Origin of the sequence: Bacillus thermozeamaize, assembly GCA_002159075.1 — a bacterium.
GTDB classification, from domain to species: Bacteria; Bacillota; Bacilli; order ZCTH02-B2; family ZCTH02-B2; genus Bacillus_BB; species Bacillus_BB thermozeamaize.
The window spans coordinates 1-2735 of sequence record LZRT01000001.1; the positions used below are offsets into that span (position 1 = coordinate 1).

Annotated in this window: 1 pseudogene; it reads right to left on the reverse strand. The window is 46.8% G+C overall.

The annotated features are described in order from the left end of the window. Nucleotides 1–720 precede the first annotated feature (720 nt). A pseudogene (locus BAA01_12105) lies at nt 721–2491 on the reverse strand (group II intron reverse transcriptase/maturase). Between the last annotated feature and the right edge of the window lie 244 nt (nt 2492–2735).

Consider the following 2735-nt stretch of genomic DNA (forward strand, 5'->3'; position numbering starts at 1 on the left):
ATCCGCTTTTCTCCAACTCTTTTCGTTGCTGCTCATATTGCTTGATGTATTTTGCGACCGTTTTCCGATCGATGCCTGTGATTCTCGCGATTTCTCGTTGAGACTTCCCCTCCCGGTAGTGCATGATCAGGATGTTTTGCTTCTGGATCAATTGAATCATCTCTCCCCGCCCCCACATCGCTGATATTCGCTCTGTGAGGATTATCTGATAGGGTGGGGGATTTTTCAATGAGCGCAGTGGCGTAGTTTTAGGTTACCGTATACAACCATCTGGAATGTTGTTCATAAGTAGAATGTCATCTTCTTCATAAACCTTTGTCCCTTTACGTTTTTACATCGGTGCATAGAAAAGTTTATACCTTCCTTAATAGTTCCACTCCAGATATTCTAAAACTCTGCCAGAAATCTCCAAGAGGAACTATAATCAACAAATGGATTTCCATATTTTGGTTTTATTATTACATTATACGTAATTTGTATTGTTTAATACCTTCAGTCCAAATTTTAGGTAGCACTCTATCACAAACGGGCAATGGCTGCACAGCGACGAAGGCCGGGGAGGAAACATCCTTGCAACCGAATCCAGTTCCACCGCAATCTGCAATCTTCTGTCCTCAATAGGAATATAGGTAAGGCTTTGATGTTATCGCCGCCTTTTCCCCTCCTCCACACCGTACGTGAGAGTTTCCCCTCATACGGCGTTCCATCTTGGGTGTCCGTCTAACCGATAAGTTCCAGTCCAGCTTTCTTCCGATACTGGTTAATACGCTTCAGTACCGTCTTTGATGGCATAATTCGTATCAGCAGGTTCCGTATCGTTTCCGGGTCTGTGGCGTGTACCAGTTTATGGACATCTTTGTGGATGATTCTTAGGTTGTCAAAGTCATCCGTACCGCCAAGGTGCTTGGGCAGGTAGTGGTGGCAATGGACATCTTCTGCGAAGAGGAACATGCCCGTTATTTCGCACCTGCCCATTTTCATGCTGTAGCGGCTCAGGCGGCTGTCCATATACTGGACTGTCGCATTTGGGATGTGTGACTTCATCAGTCTAAGAAGCTCCCATTCCACGTCACCCTGTAACCGTTTGTGAATGAGTTCCCTACCCTGCGTAGTGAATGGGGTTAGTTCTTGTTTGAATTGATAACTGTTCCATTCATGCTGTACGTCTGCCAGCGGGTAGAGATAAACCCCTGCCACCTTGTACGTTCTATAGGCATTTCTATAGAATTTGGTGTACGTTGGTGGCGGGTCTACGGGGTGCTCGTATCTGGAAAGACCCTTGAGCCTGTTATACAGGAACCTGCCTAGGTCGTAGGCAATGCGTGAGAATTCAATGTTTACGTGTGTTGCCTTCTTGAAGTAGTTATGGATTCCGAGGACAAAACTAATGTATCGTAGCACATTTTGGGCTGTCGGGGATTTCTGGATGTCTTTGATGAGCTTCTTGGCTTGCCTCTTGATATGCTGTTTCTTCTTGTCCCTGATGCCCGTGTGTGCCACGTGCTTTTTCCCCTTTTTGACCGCCCATATCGTGAAACCCAGGAAATCAGACTTTCGTTTCCGCAAGTTCACGATTTGGGACTTTTCAGGGGAGATGTCGAGTTTCAGGCGGTCTTTCAGGTACAGGCGGACGGCGTGGTACCACTTCTGGGCGGTCTTCCAATCCCGGCAGAGGATTTTGAAGTCGTCAGCGTACCGGACGATGTAACCTTCTTTGAGATTGGACTTTTTTCAGGGCATTAGTTCTAGAGTCTGCTCTGGAATATTTGTAATGCGCAGGGAAGTTCTCCCATTGTCCTGCTATCCATTGGTCAAGGTCATTGAGCGCGATGTTGGATAGCAACGGTGAAATGATTCCGCCCTGTGGTGTGCCTTTGGTTGGTACTCCTTCACCCTCGATGGGAGCTTTCAGCATTTTCATGATGATGCGGAGTACCTTCCTGTCACGGATTCCCATGTTCCACATCTGTTTCATCAGCAGGGTGTGATTGACGTTATCGAAGAAGCCCTTAATGTCGATGTCAACCACGTAGTGAAGCCCGGTATGGTTTACAAGGTGTTGCACCCGCGCCAGCGCATGGTGGGCTGACCGCAGTGGTCTGAAACCGTAGCTGTGCTTGTAGAAATGGGCTTCGGCTATCGGTTCCAGTACCTGCTTAAACGCCTGCTGGATGATGCGGTCAATCATGCATGGGATTCCAAGTGGGCGTTTGCCGTTTCCGCCTTCCTTCGGGATGTAGACTCTCCGTACTTTCTTAGGCTGGTAATTGGAGAGTATCCGTCTGATTTTCTCGACCAGTTCGTCCTCCGGTATCCTATTGATGTCTTCGATGGTTACCCCATCTGTTCCAGGTGTGACCGATCCTTTGTTGCTTTTGATGGTGCGGAACGCAAGAAGAATGTTCTCCCGACTGGTGATGATGTCGTAAAGCCGGTTGAACATCCTTCCTTCTTTTGCACCTTCATAAAGCTTGGTGAAGGTATCGGTCATCCCGTAGTACTCCCAGTTGTAACCGCTAAAATAAAGACAACAAAAATTGCTGAACAGCAATGAACACTTTACGTTCCTTCCTTGCCCATTTACCATATCCTTGAAATCATTTCATCATGGGTGAGGAAGAGTATGAAACGCTTGGAAAGGTGGCATATGTATTTCACGATTCACAACTTGAAAGCGAAAGGACTAAAGGTTTCCCAGATTGCACGAAAATTGAATATCTCCAGAAATACAGTCT